Source organism: Pelomonas sp. Root1237 (assembly GCF_001425055.1).
Lineage (GTDB): Bacteria > Pseudomonadota > Gammaproteobacteria > Burkholderiales > Burkholderiaceae_C > Pelomonas.
The window spans coordinates 155,285-180,723 of sequence record NZ_LMDK01000004.1; the positions used below are offsets into that span (position 1 = coordinate 155,285).

Sequence of the window (25,439 nt, forward strand, 5' to 3'; positions counted from 1 at the left end):
CTGCGCAAAGCGGCGTTCCCTCTTTGGCGTGCGGTGCCTAGAGTGCCGGGCAATGACACGCCTGCTCACCTTCCCCGACTCCCAGCACCAGGTGCTGTCGATCCGCGCCAAGGCACTGGTCTTCGACGACCCGGCCTCGCGTGCGCTGCTGGCCCAGGCCGAGCGCGTGGCGGCGAGCGACGCCACCGTGCTGATCATTGGCGAGACCGGCACCGGCAAGGAGCTGATCGCCCGCCACATCCACAACAGCAGCGGCCGCCGCGGCCCCTTCCTGGCCGTCAACTGCGGCGCCTTCACCGAGCAACTCGTCGAGGCTGAACTCTTCGGCCATGAGGCCGGTGCCTACACGGGCGCCACCAGCGCACGCGCCGGCTGGTTCGAGGCCGCCGCCGATGGCACGCTGTTCCTCGACGAGGTGGGCGACCTGCCGCCGTCCGTGCAGGTCAAGCTGCTGCGCGTGCTGCAGGAGCGCCAGGTCGTGCGCATCGGCTCGCGCAAGCCCATCGACGTGCGCGTGCGCCTCGTGGCCGCCACCAATGTGCGGCTGGAGCAGGCCGTGGCGGCCGGCCACTTCCGCGCCGACCTCTACTACCGCCTCAGCGTCGCCACGCTGCAACTCGCACCGCTGGCCCAGCGGCCGGGCGACATCCTGGCACTGGCCGAGCATTTCATCGAGGTCTACAGCCGCCGCCTCGGGCTCACGCAGGTGCGCCTCAGCGCGGATGCGCGCGACGCGCTGCTCGGCTACGCCTGGCCCGGCAACATCCGCGAGCTGGAAAACGTCATCCATTACGCGCTGATCATCTGCCGCGACGGCAGCATCGCCCGCGAGGACCTGCAACTGCATGCCGTGGCGCGGCCCGGGCCGGCGGTCGTTGCGCCGCCGGCGGAAGCGGTGGCCGAGGAGGTGCTGGAGCGTGTTTTCGATCGGCTCTTCGACGAGGCGCCCCAGGCGCTGCACGCGCGCGTCGAGTCCGCATTGGTCCGCGCCGCCTATCGCCACTGCCACCACAACCAGGTGCATACCGCGGCGCTGCTGGGCATCACGCGCAATGTGCTGCGCACGCACCTGAAGCGCCTGGGCCTGTTGGCGCCCGCGCGTAACGCCGCGCCGCAGCTCGCTCATGAGGCCATGCCCGCGCGCCTTCACGCCGCTGCATGAGCTAACGCGAAAAGCTTAGTTCGCGCCTCGCAGGGCGCTGCGCACACTGCCCCGGTCCCTCTGCTTTACTCCACACACGCCGATGAACGCCTCCACCTTTGCCCGTCGCGCCCTCGCCCCGCTCGCCCTGCTCCTCATCGCCAGCGCCGCCCAGGCACAGGGCGACAACCCCTATGGCGTCGGCGCCGTCTGGGAGAAGAGCGACGCGGTCACCAAGGTCGTGCTGTTCACGCTCGTTGCGATGAGCGCGGGCAGCTGGTACGTCATCATCACCAAGCTGCTGCAGCAGGCTCGCCTGGGCGTGCAGTCGCGTGCCGCGCAGCGGGACTTCTGGAGCGCCGGCACCGTCAAGGCGGGCGCCGAGAAGCTGTCGCCCAAGAGCCCGTACCGCTACATCGCCGAAGCCAGCCTGGAGGCCACGCAGCGCCACCACGGCCTGCGCGCCAAGGTCGACTTCGCCGACTGGGTGGACCTCTCCCTGCACCGCGCTACGGAGCGCGTGCAGCGCCAGCTCTCCACCGGCCTGAGCCTGCTGGCCACCGTCGGCTCCACCTCGCCCTTCGTCGGCCTGCTGGGCACGGTCTGGGGCATCTATCACGCGCTCACCGCCATCGGCGTGGCCGGCCAGGCCTCCATCGACAAGGTGGCCGGCCCGGTGGGCGAGGCGTTGATCATGACGGCCATCGGCTTGTTCGTCGCCGTGCCTGCGGTGCTGGGCTACAACGCGCTGCTGCGCCGCAATGCCCTGGTGCTGGACGACGTGCGCGACTTCTCCGGCGAGCTGCACTCGGTGCTGCTGGGCTCGGCCCACGAAGAGCCCGCTTCCGCCGAGCAGCCGGCGGGCCTGAGCCCCGCCCTGGCCTGAGCACTGCGCCATGGCCATCCAGATTGCGCAGGGTGCCGACGAGGCGGTCTCGTCCATCAACACGACGCCGCTCGTCGACGTCATGCTGGTGCTGCTCATCATCTTCCTCATCACCATCCCGGTCGTGAACTTCTCGGTGCCGGTGGAGTTGCCCAAGCAGCGCAACGAGGTGCGCGAGAGCGAGCCCAAGGACGTGGTCATCACCGTCTCACGCGATGGCAAGCTCTACTGGTTCGACGCACCCGTGGCCAGCAAGGACGCGCTGTTCGAGCGGCTCAAGGGCATTGCCCAGCAGCAGCCCCAGCCCGAGGTGCATGTGCGCGGTGACGCCGGCAGCGACTACGCCCCTGTAGGCCGAGTGCTGCTGGCCGCCCAGCGCGCCGGCATTGCCAAGGTGGGCTTCATCACCGAGCCGCCAGCGAGGGCGCTATGAGTGCGGGACCTCTGCGCAAGGCGGCCCGCGCGCGCCGCCAGGTCACGTCGGCCCTGCCCGTGCCGGACATCAACACCACGCCGCTGATCGACGTCATGCTGGTGCTGTTGGTGATGCTCATCATCACCATCCCGGTGCAACTGCACAGCGTCAAGCTCAACCTGCCGATCGCACCGCCGAGCGCGCCGCCGCCCACGCCGCCCGAGGTCGTGCGGCTGGACATCACGCCGGATGCCGTGCTGTGGAACGGCGAGGCCCTTGCCGACCAAGTCTCGCTGCGTGAGCGCCTGGACGCCGCCGGCAAGCAGGCCACGCAGCCCGAGGTTCACGTGCGCCCGCAGCCCGGTGCCAAGTACGACAACTTCGCTGCCGTCATGACGGCGGCCCACCAGGCCGGCCTGACCAAGCTCGGCGTGACCGGCAGCGAGCAGTTTCTCGACGATTCGCAGTAGGAGAGATTCATGAGTGCAGTTCTTTCACCGGGTATCTCCGGCGGCCTGACGCTGGACGACACCCGCGCCGCGCCGCGCCGGCTCGTTGCGCCAGCGCCTCTGGCCACCACGGTACCGCTGCGCTCGCAGCTGAAGCCGCCGGCCGGCGCCAACCGCGGCACCGGCATCGCCCTGGTCGTCGGCTTGCACATCGTGCTGGGCTGGGGGCTGACGACGGGCCTGGCGTCCAAGGCCGTCGATGCGATCAAGAAGCCCATCGAGATGGCGCTGCTGCCCGAGGTGCTGCCGCCGCCACCACCCCCACCGCCGCCGCCCAAGGTCGTCAAGATCGAGCCAGTGCAGAAGGCCGCTCCACCGCCGGCCTATGTGCCGCCGCCCGAGGTCGTGCCCGCCGTCGCGCCACCGCCCGCGCCCATCCAGGTCGTGCAGGCGCAGCCGCCGAAGGAAACGGTTGTCGTGGCGGCAGCACCCGCGCCTGTGCCCGCACCACCGCCGCCCGCTGCGCCCGCCGTCATCAAGCGCGAGATCAGCCTGGCCTGCCCAGGCTACGAGGCCGTGCTGGCCTCCGCGCTGGAAGAGGCCATCGACCGCGTCGGCCTCAAAGGCACGGTGCAGACGCTGATCAAGATCCGCGGCAACCAGGTCGTCGACGTGCTGCCGCAATCAGGCCCCAAGGAGTACTACAAGTACGTTCAGGCCGCCGTCAAGCGCATGCGCTGCACGGCCGGTGGTGCCGATGAGGTGCAGGTGTCCCTGCCCGTCATATTTTCCTGACACGACGGGCATGCAAGGTAACGCGGCGGCGCGCCAATGGGGCGCCAGCAGCCGGCTGAAAGAGGTTCAGTGGCGGTCTGCGCGCGCCGGCAGGGCGTCCATGCTGCCGGTATTCCCGGATGGAGTGGCGACAGCGTTTGCGTCGCTGGGCTCGAGGTCCCCAGCGCGCCGGTCACGCAGCACGGAGCGAGCTTCGTAGAGGCAATCGGCGCGCGACTGGATGGTGTTGCCGGACAGGCAGTTGGCGCGTTCCTGTTGGTAGATTTCCGTGGCGCTCTGCGTTTGTGCGGTGATGGGCAACACGATCGCGACCACGGCCGCTGCGGCAACAGCCGTGCGGACCGGCGTCTGCCATGAAGTGAATCGGCGGATGCTCATGACGTACTCCTGGTGGATCAGGCACTGATCGGGCTTCGCCAGCCCGGCAGTGCCGGTACCGTTGCTGGCTGGGAAGCGGGGCAATCCAAGTGCCGGCTGCGTCTGGCGCCGGCCAGATCTGGTGCTTTCCGGTTACTCGCGATGACTTGTTGACGCCTTTTGCCGCGGAGCCGCCTGACGACGTTGTTGACGTTCCAGGTTGCGACCCGCACGGCGTTACCGCTTGCTGGCTTTCAAGTGAGCCTCAACGGCTGCGGCGTCGTTGCCGACTGCCTTCACGGCCGCCTTGAGCGCGTCCGGCGTCACGCCGAACTTCATGGCCCAGTCGCGCACCTCGTAGTCCTCGCTGAGGCTGATGCGGCTGCGATCCTGGCCGCCGGTCTTGGTCTTGTCGTCTGACATGGAAGTCTCCTGGAATGCCCATGAAACCGCCATCGTGGTGCCGTTGGAGCGAGGCGCATGAAGGACAAGTCCCCGCCGTGCTGCAAGCGTCGGCCTACGCCATGCAGAGTCCGCAGATTAGGGATGCGGCGGCGGGATGAGCCGGCGTCCTACAAGCCAGCTTGGGTGGGGCGCCCAGGATGGCATTCGCTGCGACTGCCGGAGCGTGCCATGACCCAGAGTTTTGATCGGTCCCGGCTGGCCGAAATTGCCGAAGCGCCGCCGATGCCGCGAGTGGCTTTCCCGGGCCGCGAGGAGATCGCCGTCATGCGGCGAAGCCTGCGGCGGATACGGGAACTGTTGAAACGCAAAGGCCGTGAGTCACGAGCGTCCCGCCGCGAGCGGGAACCGGCCGCAGCGGCGCGCCGCCTGGTCTCGGTGGGCTGAAGCTTCGCGTTACCGGCGTTCGGCGGGAAACGTCGGCGCTTTCGGTGTGGTGCGGTCCTTGGCAGAACGTTCCAGGGTGCCGGGCTCCAGGCGGTCCCATCGAACCGCGTCTTCACCGCGCCGCGGCTCGGCCGTCTGAGCCGGGTCGCCCGGTATCGAGGCCGGCGCAACCGGCTGGGTTCGCGCGGATGCACCCGCGACGGCGCTCGTTGCGACCGCGCAGCCTGCGAGCAGGCCGAGGGCAGAACCTGGGAGATCGAACTTCATTGCGGGCTCCTTCGCTGGGTGCGGGACAGGACACCAAAGCCGGGGAATGCGCGCGCCCAGAACGCCAGCTCGAAGATGCCGCCGAGGGCCAGCAGGGCGGTGGCGCCGCTATCCAGCCCAATGCCATAGCAGGCCAGGGCGGCCAGCAAGAGGGCGGCGGTCACGAGGCGGTGTTTCATGGCATCCCGATGCAACGCTTGAGATGGCCATGCTAACGCGACGCCGCCTGCATGGCCGTCATCCAGCGTGAGTTGGCTGCCCACGACCAAGCGGGGTAGAGTCAGCGGCGATTGCGGGAATCCAAGGGGCTTGCATGTTCCGTGGGCTCCCACTGATATCTGGCGCCAGGGAGGCGAACAGTTAGCCATGCAATATCTGCCCTCCAGCTACGCCCCGTGGGTGGTCGCTGCGTCGTTGCTGATCGCCAGCTTTGCGTCCTATGTTGCGCTTGATCTGGCCAAGCGGGTCCGCACCCGTGACCGCGGCGTCGCCGTGAATTGGTGGGTCGGCGGCTCGCTGGCGATGGGCACCGGCATCTGGTGCATGCACTTCGTGGGCATGCTTGCCTTCTCTCTGCCGATTCCGCTCGGCTATACCGTGGTGCTGACGGTGGCATCGTGGGTCGCCGGGGTCGCCGTGTCGGCCATCGCCCTGTTTGTCGCGAGCCAAGGCGAGCTCACCTGGCGCCGCCTGGCCGGTGGTGCCATCGCGATGGGGCTGGGCATCTGCGCGATGCACTACACCGGCATGGCGGCGCTCGACATGTCGCCCGGCATCGTCTGGAATCTGCTGCTGGTCGCGGCATCGGCGCTGATCGCGATCGCTGCGTCGGCGGCGGCGTTGTTGATCTTCTTCTGGCTGCGCAAGGTGGGGGAGAGGCGCGGCATGGTCTTCCAGCCCCTGGCAGCGCTGGTGATGGGCATCGCCATTTGCGGCATGCACTACACGGGCATGGCGGCGGCGAGTTTTCCGGCCGGCACCGTCTGCCTGAGCGCTGACGCGTTGGCAGGCCCGCAGCTCGGGATGATGGTGTCGGTGTCATCCGTCGCGTTGCTGGCGATGACCTTGTTCACTTCGACCCTCGACGCCCGCATGCGCAGCTCGCTGAAGGTCGCGAACGTGAAGCTGGAAACGGCCAACGAGGAGCTGCGCCGGCGTGCCTTCCAGGATCCGCTCACCGGCCTGCCCAATCGCATGCTGTTCGAGGACCGCCTGACCCACGCGCTGCAGCGCCATGCGCGCAACGGCGAGCAGATCTCGGAGCGCAATGCCGGCAAGGTGGCCGTGCTGTTTGTCGACCTGGACGGCTTCAAGCCGGTCAACGACTCGCTCGGCCATGCCGCCGGCGATGCGGTGCTGAGGGAGGTTGCCGTGCGCCTGCGTTCAGCGGCCCGCGACGCCGACACGGTGGCGCGCATCGGTGGCGACGAGTTCGTTCTGCTGATGGAGGACGTCAGCAGCCTGGTGGACTGCGTCAGCCTCGCCCGCCGCCTGATCGAGGCACTGGCGGCACCTCTGGAGATCGGCGGCCGCCGGGTCGCCTTGTCTGGATCGGTTGGCATCGCCGCCTACCCTGATCACGGTGACGGCGACAAGCTGGTCATGCATGCGGACGCCGCGATGTACACCGCCAAACGCGCCGGGGGCAGCACCTATGCGCTGTACGAGGCGCATATGGACGAAGGTGCGCAGGAGCAGCTCAATCTGCTGAACGACCTTCGCCATGCCATCGAGCATGAGCAACTGCAGCTCTATTACCAACCCAAGATCGATGGCCAGCATGGCCAGATCCGCGGTGTCGAAGCCCTGCTGCGCTGGAATCATCCGGAGCGCGGCCTGCTGGCCCCGGGTCTGTTCATCCCTCTCGCAGAGCGCTTCGGCCTCATCAACGGCCTTGGCAGCTGGGTCATCGAAGAGGCCTGCCGGCAGATGCACGCCTGGGCCGAGATCGGGCTGCACATGCGCGTGGCGATCAACCTGTCGGTGCATCAACTGCGCGAGGAAGACCTGGCGGCGCGGATCGAAGCGGCCCTTTCCAGGAACTTGGTCGAACCCTCCCAACTGCTTTGCGAAATCACCGAATCCGTCGCGATGGAGGATCTCAAAAGCACGCAGCGCGCGTTCGAGGAGTTGGCCCGGATCGGCGTGTTTCTCTCCATCGACGATTTCGGGACCGGCTATTCCAGCCTCAGCTATCTGCGCCAGCTACCCGCCCGCCAGCTCAAGATCGATCGCAGCTTCGTTGCCGACGTCGAGACCAGCAGCGACGCCAAGGCCATCGTCAGCGCCGTCATCCAGTTGGCCCATGAGCTGGGGTTGCGCGTCGTCGCCGAAGGTGTGGAGACCAAGGGGCAACGTGACATCCTGCTGGCGCTGCACTGCGACGAACTGCAGGGCTATTTCCTGGCGCGGCCCATGGCGGCCGAGACGCTGCAGGCCTGGACCGAAGGGCAAAAGCCCGCCGGCACGGCTGATTTCTCACCCTCTGTATTGGGTGGTCATCTCATGATGGAGGCCAGGGCCCTGGGCGCGATGGGCTTGCAGGACAACACGGCGACGCCGTTCTGACGGCAACCGGGCAGCGCGGCCTCAGGCGTCGAGCAGCGTGTTCAAAATCTCCAGGCAGGCCTGGGCGGTCCGGTTGTCGCCGTCCGGTTCCTCATGCCAAGCAGAGACGGAGACGGCGACGATGTTGTACGCGCGCAGGGCGCCAAAGAAGTCGGCCATGTCCGCGGCACTGGGGCCGCGCTGGACATGGTATTTGAGCGCAGGCATATGGGCCGGGTCGTCGATGATGTCGGTATCCCAGTGCAGGTAGATGCGCTCCTGCGGTTGCAGGTGTGCCAGCACTTCGTCGAGCGGGCAGCGCAGGATCTGGGAGCCGAGCAGCGCTTCGCGCTCGCCGGGGTCGAGATCGCGGGCATCGGCGAGAACGATTTGCTGTTGTGGATAGGCCTGCACGCCGATGGTGGCCAGGCAGGCGCGTGCCGCCTGGCTGCGCGGGTCGAGATCGTGGTCGACCCGTCCGACGAACAGGGCCAGGGGCATGCCGCCGATGTACTGGGTCTGGCTGCTGGACCAGGTGTGGAAGTCGCCATGGGCATCCAGCCAGAGCACACGCTCGGGCGGCTGGCCGGCTTGCTGTAGCCCGGCCAGTAGCCCCAAGCTGGAGACACAGTCGCCGGCGAGGCTGACTGGCCGGCAGCCACTGCGGGCCAGCGCGGCGACACGAGCAGCCAGCAGGGCGTAGAGGTGCCCCAAGCTGTCCAGCTTGGCGATGGGATCGTCGATCCGCGTCTCATGCTGCCCGGCGGGCGCCAGTACTTCCCAGGGATGGGTGTCGATGTCGAGCACGCGGCGCAGGCCGTCGCGGCGCTGGCCCATCAGGTAGGGCAGCAGAAGCCTTGCATTCACAGCCATCTGTCGGGCTCCATGGGATAGCCAAGCCTGTCCATCATCTCGCGCACCTCGGTCCGCTGAGCCAGGTCCAGCAGCAAGGCGCTTCTTTTGTGCCAGCGCTTGGAGCTCGGTGGTTCGGTGGCCATCTTGATGGGCAGCGCATCTGGCGGGGCCATGGCGGGCAGGCCCAGATGGTCGGTGATCAACCGCAGCGTTGCGATGGGGTTGTCGACGAAGTCTTCAAAAGACACGCGCAGGGTGCAGACGCCGCTTTGCAGGATGGCTTCGTGGATGGAGTACCACTGGTTCAGGCACACCTCTTCCAGCTTCGCCCGGGTGAACTGGCGCCAGTTGGGTGGCAGGTCGAACTTCCACCACTTGCGGCCGAAAGCCACGGTGTCGGAATAGCCGGGGATGGCGAGTTCGCAGCCGATCTTGCTGAGGTCGTGGGAGAAGAATCCCAGCGGGTAGAGCCAGCCGTCCATCAGGCCGTTGATGGACTGCGCGAAACCCCGGGTCAGATGGATGTAGCTCACCTCGGCGTTGGGGAACAACTGCTCGTACATGCCGATGCGGTAGGCGTCGGACGGCGCCTTGAACAGCAGCACCGATTCCCGCACATCGGCTGAGCCGAAGGGCCGCCGCTTGAGCGTGGGCACCACGAAGGGCGGCTCCTCGATTTTCAAGGGTTCGTCGAAGTGCCGGCCGTCGCCGCGGTTGGCCTTGCCGTCGTAGTAGCTGATCCGCCAAGGCTCTTCGCTGAATACGATGGAGAGCACAAGTTCCTGGAGCTCGGTTTCGCTGCGCCGCTCGCCGCCTTCGAACTGGCCCAAGGCCGCCTCCAGCGACTGTTCCAGGCGCCGCTCGGCAGCGGTGTCCAGGAAACGCGACGGGAACTGCAGCAGCAGCCGGTTCTTCCACTTCCTGAGCAGCAGCTCGGTATCGAGGAGGTCCGCCGAGGCAAAGGAAACCTCGTCCAGGATGTTGCTGCTCAATTCCTCGACATTGGCCACCCGCTCGATGCCATCGCTGTCGGAGTTCTGATTGAAGCCGTTGCCCGACAAGGCCAGCAACGGGTCCAGTTCCCCATCCAGTGAAGCGATGCTCGGATGCAGGGCCAGGGCCTCCTTGAAGAGGCTGGATCCGCCGCGCGAGCCGCACAGGATGACGGCCACCCTGCGGACCCTCGTTCTCAGGCCTGAGCGCGGGACGGCGCGGCGCGCCTTGATGGCCAGTAGCAGGCTGTCCATGGGGGGGCGATGCGTCAGGTTCCTGGAATCGATCAGGCCCAGGTCATCTCGTAGACGAAGAACTGCTGGCGCCCGGTTTCGTCCGTGGCCTCGCTGGCCAGCTCCCTGGTCTGCAGGCCCGCTGTTTGCGCCAGGTGCTTCATGGCCTCGATTTCGCCGAAGTTGGACTGCACGAAATAGATGCGCCCTTTGGGCTTCAAATGCCGGCCCACGCCTTCGAAGAAGCGCGTATTGGTCTTGAAATCGGTGTCCCACTGGGACATGGCCACCACATCGTGTGCCGGCTTGTTTCGAAACGGCAGATTGGCGGTGATGACATCGAACTGCTCGTCGCCCAGCGCCTCGAACAAATTGGACTGCAGCGCTGTCATGGTGCCGGCAAAGCCGTGCATCTGGGCGTTGTGGGTGGCGCTTTGGATGGCCGCCGGGTTGATGTCCACGCCCACCACCCGCCCGGCGCCCTGATAGCAGGCAAAGATGCCGATGACGCCCGAGCCGGTACCCACGTCCAGCACGGTTTCGCCTGGCGCGACCGTGAAATTCCTGACTAGCGGCAGGCTGTCGGCGAAGGGCCAGAAGGTGTCGGGGTAGACCAGGAACTCCTTGTCCAGATAGCGGACTTTGCGGCCTTCCGGCGGCACGGATTTGAAGAGTTGCTGCCGCTGTGCCTGCCACTGGTCTGTGTAGCTCGTCAGGTCCATCTGCCACCTCCAGGGCCAAAGCATTGCCAGATTTGCTTGAACTGGCAACGGAGAAATCTCCTATGCCGCAGTTTGGGCAAGTTAGGTCATACGTCACGCAACAGGCCTTGCAAGACGCTAGCCGTGCCCGTACTCTTCGTTCAAACGAGCTTAGACAACACACTTAACCCGTTATCCATGTGGCCTACATGGCCTTGGCGTGGTGGGTGCGGGAGGACCAAATGAGCGCTCCGACCCCGGCGGGTCGCGGTCTGAACCGCCGTCTGAATCGCCGTCATCTGGCAGGCCTGGCCTCACTCGCCGTGCTTGCCACGGCGTTTGGCCTGAGCCGGCGCCGGTCCGGCCCGCCCTTGGCGCCCGAGCGGCTCTCGATTGCGCTTCCCCAGGCGCCGCATGCCGGTCTTATTCACATCGCCGCGGCACGGGGCTTCTTCGATGAACGCGGTCTGGCAGTGACGGTGCTGCCGCAAACCCATGGCAAAGCTGCGCTGGCCGAGCTCCTGCGAGGCGGCGCGGACCTCGCCGCCGCGGCCGACGTGCCCATCGTCATCGAGGTGCTCAAAGGTGCGCCGCTGAGCATGGCGGCGGCGGTGGCGAGCGCCTCCAACGAACTGGCCGTGCTGGCGCGTCGCGACCGCGAAATCAGCTCACCGGCCGGCCTGCAGGGGCGCCGGGTGGGCGTCACCCTCGGGACCAGCGGCGAATACTTCCTGTGGGCCTTCATGGTGCGCCATCGCCTGGCCCCGCAGTCGCTGATCCTTGTGGACCTGCCGCCAACCCGCCTGATCGCCGCGCTGCGCGACGGCAGCGTGGACGCCATCGCCGCCTGGCAGCCGGTCCGGCATGAAGCCGAGCTGGCCCTGGGCAGCGCCATCATCTCGTTCAGTGCACCCGATGCCTATGCCCAGAACTACGTGCTTGTCGGCCGCAGCGAATTCATGTCCACCCGCGGCGAGGCTTTGCGCAGACTGCTGCTGGCCCTGCTGGATGCCGAGCGTTTCGTGCAGCTCGACCCCATGCAGGCGAAGACGCTGCTGGCGGCACGCCTGAAGCTCGACCCCGAGGCGCTCGAGCCGGCCTGGCAGGCCCTGGATCTGGAGGTCGATCAGCAGCAGGCCCAGTTGGTCACGCTCGAAGACGTGGCGGGCTGGGCGATGGCGCGCGGTTATGCGCCCACGCAGCCGATGCCGAACTTCCTGTCCCATCTGAGCCTCGACGCCTTGCTGGCCGCGAGCCCGGGGCGGGTGACGGTGGTGCGATGAAGATCAGCAGCAAGGCCCGGATCGCCGCAGCGCTGATGTTCGGCGCCATGGTGCTGATCGCCGCCAGCATCGGCTGGGCGAACACCCAGGTCAGTGCCGCTGTCAAGCAGCGCCGCCACAGCGCCGCGATCGCCAGCGCGCTCAACGACATCCGCATGGTCACCTTCGAATACCTGCTCAACCGTCGCGAACGCGCCCGATTGCAGGAACAGGCGGTCTGGCAGCGTCTTGAAGGCCTGCTTGCATTGCCGACCGGCCTTGACGATGCCGCAGCCAGGACACTGGCCGAGCTGCGCGCCAACGGCGAGGCCAGCCACCGCTTGTTCGGCGAAGTTGTGCCCACGCGAGCCGCCGGTGGCGTCGCCGACGAGGTCCAGCAGCGCTTCGAGGTCCAGATCTCCAGCCGGCTGCTGATCCTGCAGCAAAGAAGCCTCGTCGACGCGGCCAAGCTGATTGACGATGCGGGCGTTCGTATCGACGAGACGCAACAGCGAGTGGTCCTCGTGACGGCCGCGGGACTGGTGTTGATGGCGCTGATCACGGGGGCTGCCGTCTGGATGTTCCGGCGCGACGTGCTCCGCCCTATCGCGCGGCTCGAGCAGGCCACTCGCGAGGTGGCCGCCGGCAACTGGTCGTTCGAGCTCGATGTCGGCAGCGCCGATGAACTCGGCGAGATGGCGCGCCACTTTGACGCGATGACGCGCGCCCTGCGGGATTCCTTTGGCCAGCTCGAGCTCAGCAATCGGGAACTCGTCTCGCTGAACAATGAGCTCGAGTCATTCAGCTACTCGGTCTCGCACGACCTGCGCAGCCCCCTTCGCAGCATGGATGGCTTCTCGCTGGCTTTGATCGAGGACTATGGCGATCAGCTCGACGATGAGGCCCGTGACAGCCTGCAGCGCATCCGCGCCGCCAGCCAGCGCATGGGTCGCCTGATCGACGAGCTGCTGGGCCTGGCGCGGGTGACGCGAGCCGAGCTGCGCATTCAGGAGGTGGACATCAGCACCATGGTCCACGAGATGGCGGCCACACTGGCCCGGAGTCAACCCGAGCGCCAGGTGCGCTGGGAGATCGACGAGGGCATCAGGGTGCAGGCCGACCGGGAGCTGATCCACATCGCGCTGCAGAACCTGCTCGAAAACGCCTGGAAATTCACGGGCAAGACCGCCGACGCCGTCATTCGTGTGGGCATGCGCCATGAAGGCAGGGACCGGGTCTGTTTTGTTGCCGACAACGGTGCAGGCTTCGACATGGCCTATGCCGATCGCCTGTTCGGCGCCTTCCAGCGCCTTCACCACGAAAGCGATTTCCCGGGCACCGGCGTCGGCCTGGCGATTGTTCAGCGTGTGCTGCGCCGCCATGGCTGGCCGTTATGGGCCCAGGCCAGCCTCGGCAGTGGCGCCACATTCTTCTTCCGTATCCTGGAGCAAACCGATGAGCGACGAGAGCAAGGTCATCCTGCTGGTTGAAGACAACCCGGACGATGTCGCGCTGACGCTGCGCGCATTCAAGCGCAGCCATCTGATGAATCCGCTGGTTGTCGCCCGTGACGGCGTGGAAGCGCTCGATTTCCTGTTTGCGCGTGGTGCCCATGCCCATCGTGCTGAGGCGGCGCTGCCAACACTGATCATCCTCGACTTGAAGCTGCCCCGACTGGATGGGCTTGGCGTGCTCAAGGCGATGCGCGCCGACCCCCGCACGGCGTTGCTTCCGGCAGTGATCCTGACCTCGTCGAAGGAGGAGCAGGACATCGTTTCGGGCTACAAGCTGGGCGCCAACAGCTATGTGCGCAAGCCCGTCGACTTCACCGAGTTTCTCGAGGCGGTCAAGGTGCTCGGTATCTACTGGCTCGCACTCAACCAATTGCCGCCGCGGCCGGCGTCGTCATGAATCAACGGCCGATCAGGGTTCTTGCCGTCGAGGACTCGGAAAACGACGCCCGCCTGGCGATGCGCCTGCTGCGCCGCGCAGGCTTCGCGCCTGATTTCCACCGGGTCCAGGATCTGGCGGCGCTGCAGTCAGCCCTTGTCCAGGGCCCGTGGGATGCGGTGATCTCCGACTTCAGCATGCCGGGCTTCAGCGGCCTGGAAGCGCTCACCACCTTCCGCGCGAGCGGTCTGGACATCCCCTTCATCTTTGTCTCCGGCACCATCGGCGAGGAAACGGCCGTGGTCGCGATGAAGGCCGGTGCCAACGACTATGTGATGAAGGACAACATGAGTCGGCTTGCGCCGGTGCTCGAGCGCGAGCTCGTCCAGGCCGCTCGCCGGGCCGCGCATCGAGAGGCGGAGGCCGAGTTGAGACGCTTCGAGGCGCAGCTCGGCGAGGCGCAAAAGATGGAATCCCTCGGGACGCTCGCAGGCGGCATCGCCCACGACTTCAACAACATCCTTGGCGCGATCCTCGGCAATGTCGAACTCGCGCGAGGTGAACTCGAGGCCGACCATCCCGCGCTGACGATGCTGGGCGAAATCCAGAAGGCCGGCCTGCGCGCACGCGACCTTGTTCGTCAGATCCTGACCTTCAGCCGCCGCCAGCCGCAGCAATTGCGCAACGTCGCGCTGCGGCCGATCGTCGATGAGACCTATGGCTTGCTGCGCGTGACGCTGCCAGCTGGCGCTGAACTCGAATTGAGCCTGAGCGATGAGCCTCTGCATGTCGATGGCGACGCCACCCAGCTGCAGCAGGTGCTGATGAATCTGAGCACGAATGCCTGGCATGCGTTGCGTGGTGAGGTCGGCAAGATCGTCATCGGCCTTGAGGCGGTGCATCTGGACGCAGCCACAGCCCGGGCATTGTCGGGGCTGGTTGCCGGTCCCTATGCCCATCTATGGGTGAGCGATACGGGCATGGGCATGGATGCCGCAACACGCGAGCGGATCTTCGAGCCCTTCTTCACGACCAAGCCGACGGGTCAGGGCACGGGCCTGGGCTTGTCGGTCGTCCATGGCATCGTCGTTGCGCACCAGGGCAGCATTGCCGTGGACAGCGCCCCCGGCCAGGGCTGCACCTTCCACCTCTACCTGCCTGCCGTCAATCCGCCGCTGCCGTCGATGAGCATCGAGCGCATGTCGGATGCACCGTCCCTCGGGCATGGCGAACACGTGATCTACCTGGACGACGATGAGACCGTCGTGCTGGTCGTCGTGCGCCTGCTGGAGCGGGCCGGCTACCGCTGCAGCGGCTTCACCGAGGCAGCCGCTGCGCTTGCGGCCCTCGGCGACGCACCCGATGCAGTGGACTTGTTCGTGACCGACTACAACATGCCTGTCCGTTCAGGCCTCGACGTCGCACGCGAGATCGCCTCCCTCCGCCCTGGGTTGCCTGTGGTGATCAGCTCAGGCCTGATCACCGACGAATTGCGCGAACAAGCGACGGCCGCGGGCGTGCGCGCCGTGCTTGAAAAGGAAGACACCTTCCGCGACCTGACCGCACTGGTTGGGCGGCTCCTGGCCGCGGCCAGGTGACCTTACCGGTGGTGCGTGCGCCGCTCCTTCGTTTCGCGTTGGACAACACATCCATTGGCCGGCGAGATCACCGTCTCTTGAAGGATTCCCGCGATAGATTTCGCGCAAAGCGCATAGATGTCCCGGTGATGACCAAGTTCTTCAGCGGCCTGAGGGCTCCGCCTTTTCCGCGGGTTGGATGTGTAGACCCGAAAGCGCAGGCAATGCCAGCAGGAGTTCGCGCTGCTCATTGCCAACGCCATACAGCAGGCGCAAGCGCTGCGGCGCCGGTGTGACGGGGAAGAACGCGCTGCGCCGCAGTTCGGCGCCAGGGGCGAGGTCGGCTGGCAACTGGAAGCCGCGCCGCTTGATCTCATACTCGATCACCAGGGACTCGGCGTTGACCCTGCTCTGCGTTCGGTAGGCCGAGATGCCGCCCACCAGCAGGGCCAGAGGCAGGATCGGCACCATCACGGTGTAGCCGGCCGCGCTTGCCAGCACCAGCACACCGGCCACCGCACCGGTGGAGCCAATCACCACGATGCGCCCGGCCGTTTTCATGGCGTCGACGTTGCGCGTCGTCTCGCTCTTGAGCTGATCGGGTGCGGTGGTGTGGTTGACGTTGTCGAGGACGTCGTTGGCGAGCGAGATCGAGCGCAGCTGGACCGGTGTGCGGCTGTCGTTGCGCACGACCAGCGCGTACTCATCCCAGTCGGCTTCGCGCACCCAGCTGGCCGCATCGTTGCGGACGATGACTTGCTGCACATCGAGCTTGATGCCGTCCGCCGTTTCGGCGCGCCAGCCAAGTGCCGTCGTGGCGTCGAGGGCAGGGGGGTGCAGCAGCCGTGATTGGCCGGCACAGCCACCGAGCAGCAGCGCCGTGGTGGCGACGAAAACGGCGCATGCGGCGACCCTGAGGATTCCTGCGACGAAGCTTGCGGGTGGCTGCATGTGCACCTTCGAACGGAATCCATCGGGCCGCATGCACTATAGGTGTGGGCGGCCGCCCTCGCGGTGGCGACGCTTGCGGTAGATTCGCTTCGCCCCCCAACGCCCATCGACATGAACCGCCTGCAGTCCGAGTTGCATCGCTTGTACCTTTTGACCTCGCCGGATCTGGGCGGGCATTTGATCGATGGTGCGGGCCAGGTACGGGCAATGGTCATGGAGCTGACTGGCCCTGCCGACTGGGATGTGCTGTCCAAGGTCTGGCGCGGCGTGCAGGCCGATCTTGAGCTGCCCGCCCCCGCCATCGCCGTGTCGGGCAGCGACGGGCTGCAGCTGTGGTTCTCGCTGCAGGCGCCGATGAGCGCATTGCGCGCGGCGGCGTTTCTCGCCCATCTGCAGGCACGCTACCTGGCCGGCGTCGCGCCTGCACGCCTGCGGTTGAGTCCATCGGCGGCCGGCCAGACCTTCGACGCAGCGCTCGTGCCGGCGCAGCAGGACGCCACGGAAAACTGGTCCGCCTTCGTTGCGCCCGACCTCGCGCCGGTGTTTGCCGACACACCCTGGCTGGACATCCCGCCGGGCATCGAAGGGCAGGCTGACCTGCTCGCGCGGCTGGAGAGCATCAAGCCGGCGGCTCTGGCCGCCGCGATGCAACGGCTGCAGCCCGTGGTCTCGACCGGCTCATCGCCCGCAGCTCAACCGTCGAGCGCAGATGTGGAGCCCAAGCGCTTCCTGCAGCAGGTGCTGAACGACGAGACGGCCGCGCTGGCCTTGCGGGTCGAGGCGGCAAAGGCGTTGTTGCGCTATGCCGAACAGCCAGGCTCCCGGCAGAACGACTGAACCGCCAGCAACACCATCGCCGCCGCCCGATCGTCCCGGCCGTGCACGATGGGCCGCTGCAGATAGAAGTCCAGCGTCGGCCCGGCCGGCGTGCCGGCGCAGACATCGCGGAAGCCGCCGGTTGCATCGATGCGCGACTGCATGCCCGCCCAGGCGCGGGTGACGGCCGCGTCTGCCACGCCGGCGGGCAGCCAGCCGTGGCTGCGGGCCATGACCAGTGCGGTCAGGCTCATCGCCGTCACGGTCAGTTCGGGCTGGGCGCTGGGCTGGTCCAGCACCTGGCGCCACAGGCCGTCCGCGCCTAGCAGGGGCAGCAGCGCGTGCAGCTGGTTTTGCAGGCGTCCGATCAGGGGTGCAGCGGCGGCAAAACCCTGCAGCGGGCCGGCGACGGCTTGCGCAAGGGCGAGCGACGCGAAGCCGTTGCCGCGGCCCCAGGCGACCGGGGAAGCCTCAGCGTGTTCAAAAAGGCCGTCGGGCCGCTGCAGTCGGTCAGAGAGATGCAGCAGCGCAGCGGTCAGGGCGACGGCCGCGCGCTTGCGTTCCTGCGCGGGCAGCAGGGGCGCGGTGCGGTCCAGCAGCAGCGTGGCCATGAACATGTCGTCCGTCCACGAGCGCAAGCCGGCGAGGCGCGGGCCGGCGGCGGTGTCGGCCAATACCGAGCGCAGCGCCTGCACGGCCAGCGCGCCGGCCGCCGTGTCGCCGTCCAGCGTCGCCGCTTCCGCCAGAGCGGCATAGCCGGCCAGGCGCGGCCAGTCGGTGGGCAAGGCATAGCCCGGCGCGCTGACGGCCTCGCGCAGGGCTGCCGTGGCGGTGCGCGCCATCTCGGGCCGGCCAAGACGCCTCTGTGCCGAGATCAGCAGGGCGTTGACGTAATGGGGCGTTGGCGTGGCGACGTACTGTGAGGCGATGACCAGCGCCAGGCGCCGTGCGTCGCTCGCCGGCGGCTGGGCCGCCGGGCGCGCGCTGGTGGCGACGGCGCCCAAGGCAATGCAGGCCTGGCGCCGCCTCACAGCAGCGTGGTGGCCAGGCCGATCGCCGCGCACAGGCCCAGCAGCGGCATGACGCCCAGCTTGAAGCGGAACAGCGCAACACCGGCGCCCGCGGCGATCAGCGCCGAGACCCCGTCGAAGCGCCCGCCAAAGCCCTGGGGCCACAGCACGTGATACGCGAAGAACACGGCCAGGTTGAGGATGACACCGACGACCGCCGCCGTGATGGCCGTCAGTGGCGCCGTGAACTGCAACTTGCCATGCGTGGACTCGATGACCGGGCCGCCAGCCAGGATGAAGACAAAGGACGGCAGGAAGGTGAAGAAGGTGACGACGCTCGCCGCCGCGGCGCCGGCCAGGAAGAGCGAGTCCGGCCCGAAGAGCTGCTTCACCCAGCCGCCGACGAAGCCGACGAAGGCGACCACCATGATCAGCGGCCCCGGCGTTGTCTCGCCCAGGGCCAGGCCGTCGATCATCTGCGTGCCGGTCAGCCACTGGTGCTGCTCGACCGCGCCCTGGTAGACATAGGGCAGCACCGCATAGGCGCCGCCAAAGGTCAGCAGTGCGGCCTTGGTGAAGAACCAGCCCATCTGCGTCAGCGCGCCTTGAAAACCGTGGGCGGCGACCAGGCCGGCCATGGCGGCCAGCCACAGCCCGAGGCCGATGGCGAGCACGCGGGCCAGGCGGCTGCGGCTGAAGCGGGCATGGGGTGGCGTCGGCGTGTCGTCGTCGATGAGGGCCGGGCCGTAGCCCTGCTTGGCAGCACCGTGGCCGCCGCCGAGGGCGAAAACCTGCGGCGCCAACCGGCCGCCGATGTGGCCGATGAGGGCAGCGGCCAGCACGATCAGCGGGAAGGGTGCGTCCAGCGCAAAGATGGCGACAAAGGCGGCGGCAGCGATGCCCCACAGCCAGCCGTTCTTCAGCGCCCGCGTGCCGATGCGGTGGGCCGCATGCACGACCAGCGCCGTCACCGCGGGCTTGAGGCCATAGAACAGGCCGGCCACGACGGGCAGCTTGCCCCAGGCCATGTAGACCCAGGCCAGCGCGATGAGGATGAAGAGGGACGGCAGCACGAACAGCGCGCCGGCGACGATGCCGCCCCAGCTGCGATGCATCAGCCAGCCGATGTAGGTGGCGAGCTGCTGGGCCTCGGGGCCGGGCAGGACCATGCAGTAGTTCAGCGCATGCAGGAAGCGCTTCTCGCTGATCCAGCGGCGGCGCTCGACCAGCTCGGTGTGCATGATGGCGATCTGCCCGGCCGGCCCGCCGAAGCTGATGAAGCCGAGCTTGAGCCAGAAGCGGAAGGCTTCCCAGAAGCTGACGGGGCGGGGCGGCGAGTCGATGGCGGGGCTCCGGGCTGAAGACGGTCAGCCGCAATGTAGGGCCTGTTCAACGGGCCTGCGCCTTCGCGATGCTGTCGCGCAGCGAGGCGGCGATGTCGCTGTCGGCCGGCACCTCGGCCAGCACGCGGCGCCAGTAGCCCACAGCCGCCGCCGTGTCGCCGCGCTCATGAGCGGCGCTGCCGAGCAAGGCCAGCGTGGGCACATAGCGCGGGTCGAGCTTGAGGGCGCGCTGCAGCAGCGCCTCGGGCTCGCCAGCGAGGCCCTGGCCTTGCACCAGGGCGAGGGTGACGGCGTGCTGGCTCAAGGGCTGCGGGTCGGCGGGGCGCAGCCGTTCGAGCTGCGCGTAGGCGGGCAGGGCGTCCTGCGGGCGGCCCAGCTGCTCGTAGGCGCGGGCCAGCAGGGCCCAGCCTTCGGCGTCGTCGGGCGTGCGCTGCAGGCGGTCGGCCAGGCGCTGCACCATCTGCTGAACGGGGTTGGCGGGCGGCGCAGGCGGCGGGTTGATGGCGTCGGGTCGGCCGAGTTGGACGTAGAGCAGGCTGGCAGCGAGCGGCAGGGCCAGTCCCAGGACTGCAGCGGTGCGCCATGCGCGTGGGCTGTTGGGGCCCAGCAGGGCCGGCGCGAGAGGCAGCAGCGAGGCCAGCGTCAACACGACGGCGGCGAGGATGAATAGGCTCATCGCGGCTCCTCGCGCCGCCGGCCCTGGCGCAGATAGACACCGGCACCGATGGCCAGCAGTGCCAGCGGCCCGAACCAGAGCGGCGCCGTGCCGGCGTGCAGGGCGGGGCGGTAGAGCACCTGCTCGCCATAGCGCTGCACCAGCTCCTCACGCAGCTCGACTTCGCTGCGGCCAGCGGCCAGGCCTTCGCGCAGCTGGCGCTTCATGTCGACGGCCAGCGGCGCGCTGGACTCGGCCACGCTCTGGCTCTGGCAGACCACGCAACGCAGCTCCTGGGCCAAGCGCTCGACGCGGGTGTCGAGATCCTCGGCCTGCGCGACGAGCGCGGCGGTCAGCAGAACGATCGCGATGAGGCTACGCACTTTGCAGCCTCTTGATGAGCGGCAGCAAGCGCTTGTTCAAGTCTTCCGCCGTGACCGGCCCGGTGTGCCGCAGCCGCACGATGCCGCGACGGTCGATGACAAAGGTTTCGGGCACGCCGGTGATGCCCCAGGCCAGGCTGCCCTTGCCTTGCGGGTCCAGCCAGGTCAGCGCATACGGGTTGCCGTGGCGCTTCAGGAAGCCCAGGCCCAGCTCGGGCGTGTCGCGGTAGTCCAGGCCGACGACGCGCACGCCGCTCTGTTCGGCCAGCTGACCCAGCACCGGCAGCTCGGCACGGCAAGGCGCGCACCAGGAGGCGAACACATTCAGCACCCAGACCTGGCCTTGCAAGGCCAGGCTTTCGCCATGCAGGCGCTCCAGGTCCAGCACGGGCGCGGGTTTGCCGACCAGCGGCGAAGTGGGTTCCGCTTGGGCATCTCGGTTCAGGCCGCGTGCGAGCAGCGTAACGAGGGCTGCGCTGGCCAGCAGCGGAACGAGGGTGGCGAGCTTGGGTTTCATGGCGTCGACAGCGCGGGGACGAAGTTGGGTTGCAACTCGGCGCGCGGGCTGCGTCCCCGAGCGAGTGCGCCCCAGAGGCCACCGACGGCCATCAGCAGCGCGCCGATCCACACCCAGCTCATGAAGGGCTTGATCTGCAGGCGCAGCGCCCAGCGCCCGTCGACATCGGCATCGCCCAGGCTGACGTAGACGTCGCGCCACGGGCCGCGCGAGATGGCAGCCTCGGTCATCGCAGACTGCCGACGGGTATAGACGCGCTTCTCCGGCGACAGCGTGATGACCTCACCGCCGTGTTGCCACACCAGCTTGGCCCGGGCGGCGCGGTAGTTGGCGCCGTCCACGGCCTCCAGCCTTTCGAAGCGCAGCAGATGGCCTGCCACGAGCACCTGCTCGCCGGGCGCGAGTTGCAGGTCATGCGCCTGCTCCAGGCTGCGCACCAGCGTCACGCCCAGCACGAACACGGCGATGCCGGCATGTGCCAGCCACAGCGGCAGGTTGTGCCGCCAGGCGGCGCGTTGGCGCCAGGCCAGCGCCACGGTGCCGCCCAGTGCCCACAGGCCTGTGGCGATGCCGGCAGCCAGCCACAGCGAGCCCTGCAGCGCGAGCGCCAGCACCGCAGCACTCGCCAGCGCCGCCAAGGCCAGCGGCAGTAGCGGCCTCACGGCGCCGAGTGTCGCGACCCGCCAGCGCGCCAGCGGCCCGATAACGAGGAGGGCGACCAGGGGCAGCATGATGGGCGGGAAGACGGTATCGAAGTAGGGGGCGCCGACCGACAGCTTGGTGCCCGAGATAACCTCGGCCGCCAGCGGGTAGAGCGTGCCCAGCAGCACGGTGCCCGTGGCCGTGGCCAGCAGCAGGTTGTTCAGCAGCAGCAGCGATTCGCGCGAGCCTAGAGCGTAGCCCTCGGCCGCGGGCAGGCGGCCCACGCGCAGCGCGTACAGCGTCAGCGACCCGCCCACGGCCAGCGCCAGCAGCGCCAGGATGAAGAGGCCGCGCGACGGGTCGCTCGCGAACGCGTGGACCGAGCTGACCACGCCCGAGCGCACGAGGAAGGTGCCCAGCAACGACAGCGCAAAAGCCAGCAGGGCCAGCAGCAGGCTCCAGCGCAGGAAGCCCGGCCGCTTGTCGGCCACGGCCAGCGAGTGGATCAGCGCGGTGCCCAGCAGCCAGGGCATGAAGGCCGCGTTCTCGACCGCATCCCAGAACCAGAAGCCACCCCAGCCCAGTTCGTAATAGGCCCAGAAGCTGCCGAGCAGGATGCCGCCCGTCAGTGTCGACCAAGCGGCCAGCACCCAGGGCCGGGCCCAGCGCGTCCAGCGCGCATCGGGCGCGTCGTCCAGCAGCGCCGCCACCGCGAAGGCGAAGCCGACCGCGAAGCCGACATAGCCCATGTAGAGCAGCGGCGGGTGGGCCGCCATGCCGGGGTCCTGCAGCAGCGGGTTCAGGTCGCGGCCCTCCAGCGGCGCGGGCAGCAGCCGAGCAAAGGGGTTGGACGTGAAGGCGATGAAGGCGAGGAAGCCAGCCGCCACGGCGCCAAGCACGCCCTGCACGCGCGCCGCGAAGGCGGGCGGTAGCTTGCGGCTGCGGGCGGCCACCAGCGCGCCCCAGGCCGCCAGCATCCACACCCACAGCAGCAGCGAGCCCTCGTGCCCGCCCCAGCTCGCCGTGATGCGATAGCCCAGCGGCAGCTCGTGGCTGGCGTTGGCGGCGACGTAGGCGACCGAGGTGTCGAGCTGGATGAAGCTGGCGACCAGCGTGGCGAAGGCGGTGCTGACGAGGCCGAAGCCGACGGTGGCCAGGGGCCGCGCAAGAGCCATCCAGCGCGTGCGGCCGGACTGTGCGCCCCACAGCGGCAGTAGCGCCTGCGCGAGTGCGACCGCCAACGCCAGCAGCAGTGCGAACTGGCCGAGTTCGGGCGTCATCTTGCGCTCGCTTGTTTGAGCGCCGCGGCAGCCTCGGGCGGCATGTAGCTCTCGTCATGCTTGGCCAGCACCTCGTCGGCGACGAAGCCCAGGCCGGCCAGCTTGCCCTGCGCGACCACGCCCTTGCCTTCGCGAAACAGGTCGGGCAGCGGGCCGCGGTAGCTCACGGCGACGTCGCGTGCACCGTCGGTGACCGTGAAGCTCATCAGGCCGTCGGCGCCGCGCTGCACCGAACCGGGCGCCACCATGCCGCCGAGCCGAAAGCGCGTGCCGGCCGGCGCTTCACCGCGCACGATCTCGCTGGGCGTGACGAAGAAGACGAGGTTCTGGCGAAAGGCTTTCAGCACCAGGCCGCCGGCCATTGCGAGCAGGGCCAGCATGGCGAGCAGGCCGAGGAGGCGGATGTGGCGGGGTTTCATCGGCGGAGGGACCACAGCTCCACGGCGATGCCTAGGGCCACGGCGGTGAGTGAAGCCCAGACATAGAACGCGTGGGCGCCGAAGAGCTCGCTCATGCCAGGCTCCCAAGCGCACGCGGCCAGCGCGCTTCGGACTCGACCCGGGCATGGAGCAGCCTTCGAGCCCGCGCCAGCACGACAGCGCCGGCATAGACCCAGAACCCCAGCGTCGACAGCAGCAGCGCCGCCAGCATCTCCGGCGCGATGGCGCTGCCGCGGGTGCTGATCGACGCGCCCTGGTGCAGCGTGTTCCACCAGCTGACCGAGAAATACAGCACTGGCAGGTTCAGCGCGCCCACCAGCGCCAGCAGTGCGCCGGCCTGGTCGCCACGACGCGGGTCGTCTGGCGTGTCGACCGCCGAGGTCAGTGCGATAAAGCCGACATAGAGCAGGGCCAGCAGCAGGGCCGAGGTGAGGCGTGCATCCCAGACCCACCAGGTGCCCCAGGTCGGCCGGCCCCACAGCGAGCCGGTCAGCAGCGTCAGCACGGCGAACAGGGCGCCGGTGGGCGCCAGCGCGCGCATCAGCACGAAGGCCAGCCGCGTCTTCCAGGCCAGGCCCCACAGCGCCCAGAAGGCCATGGCGCCGTAGCAGACCATCGCGATCCAGGCCGCCGGCACGTGCAGGTAGAGGATGCGGTAGGCCTCGCCCTGCTGGGCGTCGGTGGGCGCGATGAAGAGGCCGAGCGTGAGGCCTCCGGCGATGCCCAGCGCAGCCAGCAGCCACAGTGCGGGCAGCAGCCGGCCGGTCAGCGGCAGGAAGTGGGCGGGGCTGGCATAGCGCCAGAGCGGGTGCGGGGTGGTCATTCAATCCAACATCAGTGAGAGGGCGGCCGATGTGGCCCAGGGCGCTAGCGCCAGCAGCACGGCCAGCCAGGCGCCGAGCAGCAGCAGGGCGGTGTCTGCATTCGCACCGCCTTGGGCCGCCGCAGTGCCGAAGACGAGCACCGGCACCTCCAACGGCAGCAGCAGCAGGGCCAGCAAGCCGGCGCCGGCGCGCGCATGCAGCACCAGCGCCGCGCCCAGGCCGCCGAGCAGAGCCAGCGCGGGTGTGCCGAGCAGCAGGCTCAGCGCGAGTGGCGTCGGGTTTTCGATGCCGAAGGCCAGCGCCAGCAGCGGCGTGACGAGCACCAGCGGCAGGCTGCCCAAGGCCCAGTGCACGGCCAGCTTCAGCGCCACGGCAAAAGGGCGTGGCAGCGGCGCCAGCCACCATTGCTCCAGGCTGCCGTCGGCCAGGTCGGGTGCGAACAGGCGCGGCAGGGCCAGCAGGCTGGCCAGCAGTGCGGCAATCCACAGCAAGCCCGGCGCCAGCTCGCGCAACCTAGCCGGCTCGGGCCCGAGACCCAGGGGAAACATGGCGGCCACGCCGACGACGAAGCCCAGCGGCGTCAGCCATTCGGCCGGCTGGCGCAGCGTGCTGGACCACTCCCGCCGGGCGAGCGCCGCGGCGGCTTGGGCTGCGGCGCCCATCAGGGCCTCCCGAGCTGCAGGCTGCGGACGCTGCGCTTGAGCGGCAGGGCCTGGTGGCTGGTGAACACGACGCTGCCGCCTTCATCCGCATGCCGGTCCAGGCGTTGGGCGATGCGATCGGCCATCGCGGCGTCCAGCGCGGCGAGCGGCTCGTCCAGCACCCACAGCGGTGCAACCCGGGGAAGCCACAACTGCGCCAGGGCGACGCGGCGGCGCTGGCCCTCGGACAGCTGGGCCAGGCGCAGCCCGGCGGCGTCGTCTAGGCCGACCGGCGCGAGTGCCGCCAGGGCCTGTCCTTCAGTGCAAGGACGCCCGGCCAGCGCGGCGCTGCTGCGCAGCTGCTCGATGACCGACAGCACGTCCTTGAGCCCGGGCCGGTGGCCGATGTAGAGCAAGTCGCGCTCCACATGCACCCGCCCCGCGCGCGGCGCGCTGAGGCCGCAGATCAGCCGCAGCAGGCTGGTCTTGCCGCTGCCGTTGGCGCCCTGCACCCACAGCAGCTGGCCGGGATGCAGGGCCAGGTCCACCTCTTCGAACAGCGGCCGCGCCCCACGCGACTGGCCCACGCGCTGCAGGATGAGCACGGGTGGCGCAGAAAGGGAAGCGAGGGCGAGAGACATGCCCGCCACTCTAGGCAGCGGGCCATGCCGCGCCAACGAAGCAAAACGACTGAGCTATTTCAGTTGGCGCTGCTTTTCG

30 protein-coding genes are annotated in these 25,439 nt (G+C 68.5%); 12 read left to right on the forward strand and 18 right to left on the reverse strand.

Annotated features, from left to right (window positions below):
* Positions 1-52: 52 nt before the first annotated feature.
* From ASC91_RS06200 to ASC91_RS06220, 5 genes are all read left to right on the forward strand, one after another.
* A complete protein-coding gene (locus ASC91_RS06200) occupies positions 53-1,162 on the forward strand; it encodes a sigma-54-dependent Fis family transcriptional regulator (RefSeq protein WP_082532471.1) in 1,110 nt (369 codons plus the stop codon).
* A gap of 82 nt (positions 1,163-1,244) precedes the next feature.
* A complete protein-coding gene (locus ASC91_RS06205) occupies positions 1,245-2,027 on the forward strand; it encodes a MotA/TolQ/ExbB proton channel family protein (protein ID WP_056193855.1) in 783 nt (260 codons plus the stop codon).
* 10 nt (positions 2,028-2,037) lie between these two features.
* Entirely contained in the window at positions 2,038-2,460 is a 423-nt protein-coding gene (locus ASC91_RS06210) for a biopolymer transporter ExbD (RefSeq protein ID WP_056193856.1), read from the forward strand.
* On the forward strand, positions 2,457-2,912 hold the full coding sequence (locus ASC91_RS06215) for a biopolymer transporter ExbD (protein WP_056193859.1): 456 nt from the start codon (positions 2,457-2,459) through the stop codon (positions 2,910-2,912). Before ASC91_RS06210 ends, ASC91_RS06215 begins: the two co-directional genes overlap by 4 nt.
* Before the next feature lie 9 nt (positions 2,913-2,921).
* On the forward strand, positions 2,922-3,686 hold the full coding sequence (locus tag ASC91_RS06220; protein WP_056193861.1) for a hypothetical protein: 765 nt from the start codon (positions 2,922-2,924) through the stop codon (positions 3,684-3,686).
* 66 nt (positions 3,687-3,752) lie between these two features.
* Here ASC91_RS06220 and ASC91_RS06225 read toward each other — a convergent pair whose 3' ends face one another.
* Both ASC91_RS06225 and ASC91_RS06230 read right to left on the reverse strand, forming a co-directional pair.
* Positions 3,753-4,064, reverse strand: a complete 312-nt coding sequence (locus ASC91_RS06225; RefSeq protein ID WP_157281207.1) for a hypothetical protein — start codon at positions 4,062-4,064, stop codon at positions 3,753-3,755.
* 216 nt (positions 4,065-4,280) lie between these two features.
* Positions 4,281-4,466: a DUF3606 domain-containing protein gene (locus ASC91_RS06230; protein ID WP_056193867.1), complete on the reverse strand. Its 186-nt coding sequence runs from the start codon at positions 4,464-4,466 to the stop codon at positions 4,281-4,283.
* Between the two features lie 210 nt (positions 4,467-4,676).
* Here ASC91_RS06230 and ASC91_RS29275 point away from each other — a divergent pair, with 210 nt between their 5' ends.
* Positions 4,677-4,892, forward strand: coding sequence for a hypothetical protein (locus ASC91_RS29275; protein WP_157281209.1), 216 nt, complete (start codon positions 4,677-4,679; stop codon positions 4,890-4,892).
* Between the two features lie 9 nt (positions 4,893-4,901).
* On the opposite strand, the gene ASC91_RS29280 is transcribed toward ASC91_RS29275, so the two are convergent.
* A complete protein-coding gene (locus ASC91_RS29280; RefSeq protein WP_157281211.1) occupies positions 4,902-5,159 on the reverse strand; it encodes a hypothetical protein in 258 nt (85 codons plus the stop codon).
* Positions 5,156-5,338 carry a hypothetical protein gene (locus ASC91_RS06235; protein ID WP_056193870.1) on the reverse strand — a complete coding sequence of 61 codons (183 nt, stop codon included), beginning with the start codon at positions 5,336-5,338 and terminating at the stop codon, positions 5,156-5,158. The genes ASC91_RS29280 and ASC91_RS06235 overlap by 4 nt, the downstream gene beginning before the upstream one ends.
* A 187-nt stretch (positions 5,339-5,525) precedes the next feature.
* Between ASC91_RS06235 and ASC91_RS06240 the strand changes: the two genes are divergently transcribed.
* Positions 5,526-7,727, forward strand: a complete 2,202-nt coding sequence (locus tag ASC91_RS06240) for a bifunctional diguanylate cyclase/phosphodiesterase (RefSeq protein WP_082532472.1) — start codon at positions 5,526-5,528, stop codon at positions 7,725-7,727.
* A 21-nt stretch (positions 7,728-7,748) separates the two neighbouring features.
* Here the strand turns inward: ASC91_RS06240 and ASC91_RS06245 are convergent, their stop codons facing one another.
* Genes ASC91_RS06245 through ASC91_RS06255 form a run of 3 tightly spaced genes read right to left on the reverse strand, consistent with a single transcriptional unit; the run spans position 7,749 to position 10,509 of the window.
* Positions 7,749-8,573 (reverse strand): arginase family protein, encoded by an 825-nt coding sequence (locus tag ASC91_RS06245; protein ID WP_056193996.1) that lies wholly within the window; start codon positions 8,571-8,573, stop codon positions 7,749-7,751.
* Positions 8,570-9,808 (reverse strand): hypothetical protein, encoded by a 1,239-nt coding sequence (locus ASC91_RS06250; protein ID WP_056193874.1) that lies wholly within the window; start codon positions 9,806-9,808, stop codon positions 8,570-8,572. The genes ASC91_RS06245 and ASC91_RS06250 overlap by 4 nt, the downstream gene beginning before the upstream one ends.
* Before the next feature lie 32 nt (positions 9,809-9,840).
* A complete protein-coding gene (locus tag ASC91_RS06255) occupies positions 9,841-10,509 on the reverse strand; it encodes a methyltransferase (protein WP_056193878.1) in 669 nt (222 codons plus the stop codon).
* Positions 10,510-10,730: 221 nt separating this feature from the next.
* Between ASC91_RS06255 and ASC91_RS06260 the strand changes: the two genes are divergently transcribed.
* The 4 genes from ASC91_RS06260 to ASC91_RS06275 are packed head-to-tail and all read left to right on the forward strand — an operon-like array spanning position 10,731 to position 15,238.
* Complete coding sequence (locus ASC91_RS06260) at positions 10,731-11,771, forward strand: ABC transporter substrate-binding protein (RefSeq protein WP_056193881.1); 1,041 nt, start codon at positions 10,731-10,733, stop codon at positions 11,769-11,771.
* The gene (locus tag ASC91_RS06265) at positions 11,768-13,240 is read left to right on the forward strand and encodes an ATP-binding protein (protein WP_056193884.1); all 1,473 of its coding nucleotides are present in this window, start codon (positions 11,768-11,770) and stop codon (positions 13,238-13,240) included. The genes ASC91_RS06260 and ASC91_RS06265 overlap by 4 nt, the downstream gene beginning before the upstream one ends.
* Positions 13,206-13,661, forward strand: coding sequence for a response regulator (locus ASC91_RS06270; RefSeq protein ID WP_056193887.1), 456 nt, complete (start codon positions 13,206-13,208; stop codon positions 13,659-13,661). The genes ASC91_RS06265 and ASC91_RS06270 overlap by 35 nt, the downstream gene beginning before the upstream one ends.
* Positions 13,658-15,238 (forward strand): hybrid sensor histidine kinase/response regulator, encoded by a 1,581-nt coding sequence (locus ASC91_RS06275; RefSeq protein ID WP_056193889.1) that lies wholly within the window; start codon positions 13,658-13,660, stop codon positions 15,236-15,238. The genes ASC91_RS06270 and ASC91_RS06275 overlap by 4 nt, the downstream gene beginning before the upstream one ends.
* A 141-nt stretch (positions 15,239-15,379) precedes the next feature.
* Here ASC91_RS06275 and ASC91_RS06280 read toward each other — a convergent pair whose 3' ends face one another.
* Positions 15,380-16,168, reverse strand: coding sequence for a hypothetical protein (locus tag ASC91_RS06280; RefSeq protein WP_056193892.1), 789 nt, complete (start codon positions 16,166-16,168; stop codon positions 15,380-15,382).
* 111 nt (positions 16,169-16,279) lie between these two features.
* On the opposite strand from ASC91_RS06280, the gene ASC91_RS06285 reads away from it, so the two are divergent.
* On the forward strand, positions 16,280-17,005 hold the full coding sequence (locus tag ASC91_RS06285; protein ID WP_056193895.1) for a hypothetical protein: 726 nt from the start codon (positions 16,280-16,282) through the stop codon (positions 17,003-17,005).
* Here the strand turns inward: ASC91_RS06285 and ASC91_RS06290 are convergent.
* The 10 genes from ASC91_RS06290 to ccmA all read right to left on the reverse strand — a co-directional run bounded on the left by ASC91_RS06290 (position 16,969) and on the right by ccmA (position 25,360).
* On the reverse strand, positions 16,969-18,015 hold the full coding sequence (locus ASC91_RS06290) for a glycoside hydrolase family 88 protein (protein ID WP_157281215.1): 1,047 nt from the start codon (positions 18,013-18,015) through the stop codon (positions 16,969-16,971). The genes ASC91_RS06285 and ASC91_RS06290 overlap by 37 nt on opposite strands.
* Positions 18,012-19,337: a chromate efflux transporter gene (chrA, locus tag ASC91_RS06295; RefSeq protein WP_056193901.1), complete on the reverse strand. Its 1,326-nt coding sequence runs from the start codon at positions 19,335-19,337 to the stop codon at positions 18,012-18,014. The genes ASC91_RS06290 and chrA overlap by 4 nt, the downstream gene beginning before the upstream one ends.
* Before the next feature lie 46 nt (positions 19,338-19,383).
* The gene (locus tag ASC91_RS06300) at positions 19,384-20,013 is read right to left on the reverse strand and encodes a tetratricopeptide repeat protein (protein WP_056193905.1); all 630 of its coding nucleotides are present in this window, start codon (positions 20,011-20,013) and stop codon (positions 19,384-19,386) included.
* A complete protein-coding gene (locus ASC91_RS06305) occupies positions 20,010-20,375 on the reverse strand; it encodes a cytochrome c-type biogenesis protein (protein ID WP_056193910.1) in 366 nt (121 codons plus the stop codon). Before ASC91_RS06305 ends, ASC91_RS06300 begins: the two co-directional genes overlap by 4 nt.
* Positions 20,368-20,892, reverse strand: coding sequence for a DsbE family thiol:disulfide interchange protein (locus tag ASC91_RS06310; protein ID WP_056193913.1), 525 nt, complete (start codon positions 20,890-20,892; stop codon positions 20,368-20,370). The genes ASC91_RS06305 and ASC91_RS06310 overlap by 8 nt, the downstream gene beginning before the upstream one ends.
* Positions 20,889-22,814: a heme lyase CcmF/NrfE family subunit gene (locus ASC91_RS06315; RefSeq protein WP_056193916.1), complete on the reverse strand. Its 1,926-nt coding sequence runs from the start codon at positions 22,812-22,814 to the stop codon at positions 20,889-20,891. The genes ASC91_RS06310 and ASC91_RS06315 overlap by 4 nt, the downstream gene beginning before the upstream one ends.
* Positions 22,811-23,233, reverse strand: a complete 423-nt coding sequence (gene ccmE, locus ASC91_RS06320; RefSeq protein WP_056193920.1) for a cytochrome c maturation protein CcmE — start codon at positions 23,231-23,233, stop codon at positions 22,811-22,813. The genes ASC91_RS06315 and ccmE overlap by 4 nt, the downstream gene beginning before the upstream one ends.
* 91 nt (positions 23,234-23,324) lie before the next feature.
* A complete protein-coding gene (gene ccmC / locus ASC91_RS29285; RefSeq protein ID WP_056193922.1) occupies positions 23,325-24,077 on the reverse strand; it encodes a heme ABC transporter permease CcmC in 753 nt (250 codons plus the stop codon).
* On the reverse strand, positions 24,078-24,740 hold the full coding sequence (gene ccmB / locus ASC91_RS29290) for a heme exporter protein CcmB (RefSeq protein WP_056193924.1): 663 nt from the start codon (positions 24,738-24,740) through the stop codon (positions 24,078-24,080).
* Positions 24,740-25,360, reverse strand: coding sequence for a heme ABC exporter ATP-binding protein CcmA (ccmA, locus tag ASC91_RS06335; RefSeq protein WP_082532474.1), 621 nt, complete (start codon positions 25,358-25,360; stop codon positions 24,740-24,742). Before ccmA ends, ccmB begins: the two co-directional genes overlap by 1 nt.
* Positions 25,361-25,439: the final 79 nt, after the last annotated feature.